A 624-nucleotide genomic window follows, 5' to 3' on the forward strand; every position below is an offset into this window, starting at 1 on the left:
AATCGGCACACGGCGGCTGTGTGGGCGCGCAAGGCTGGTGTCCGCGGTCGCGGCAAGCCCGGCACGAGCGGGCATCCGGGGCGGGCGCAATACGACCGCCTGCGGGCAGCCGGAGTACGCCGGGCCGACGCCGCTGCTCAGGTCGGGGTCCACGAACGCACTGCCCGGGACTGGGACCGCAATATCCGCAAGATCGGTAACGCGCGCCTGCACCCCGACGGGCGCCGGATCGACTACAAGAGCGGTGTGACCACCCCTGTTACTGCCTCATCCAAGCCCTCGCTCGCTGCGGTCGAGGCCGAACTGCACCCTCGGTTCCTCACGGTGACCGAGCGGGAGTCGATCGCCGACATGCGCCGCGAGGGCCGGGCGCTGCGCGCGATCGGGCGGGCACTGGGCCGGCCGGCCTCCACCATCAAGCGCGAGATCGACGCACATGCGCCCGATGGCCTCTACCAGCCGCACCGGGCCCAGCGGGCGTGGGCCAGGAGCCGGTCGCGCCCCAAGGAGGCCAAGCTCGCCCAGGACGGTGCGCTGCGCGCCTTCGTCGTGGACAAGCTGCGGCAGAGGTGGTCGCCCGAGCAGATCTGCCATGCTCTGGTCATCGAGTTCCCCGACGACGAA

At 71.6% G+C, this 624-nt stretch carries 1 protein-coding gene; it reads left to right on the forward strand.

Features of this window, described 5'->3' with window-relative positions:
* Positions 1-99 precede the first annotated feature (99 nt).
* On the forward strand, positions 100-624 hold a 525-nt coding region (locus D473_RS0123815; RefSeq protein WP_026127257.1), incomplete at its 3' end, for a helix-turn-helix domain-containing protein.

It is taken from the genome of Nocardiopsis xinjiangensis YIM 90004, from assembly GCF_000341145.1.
GTDB lineage: Bacteria > Actinomycetota > Actinomycetes > Streptosporangiales > Streptosporangiaceae > Nocardiopsis > Nocardiopsis xinjiangensis.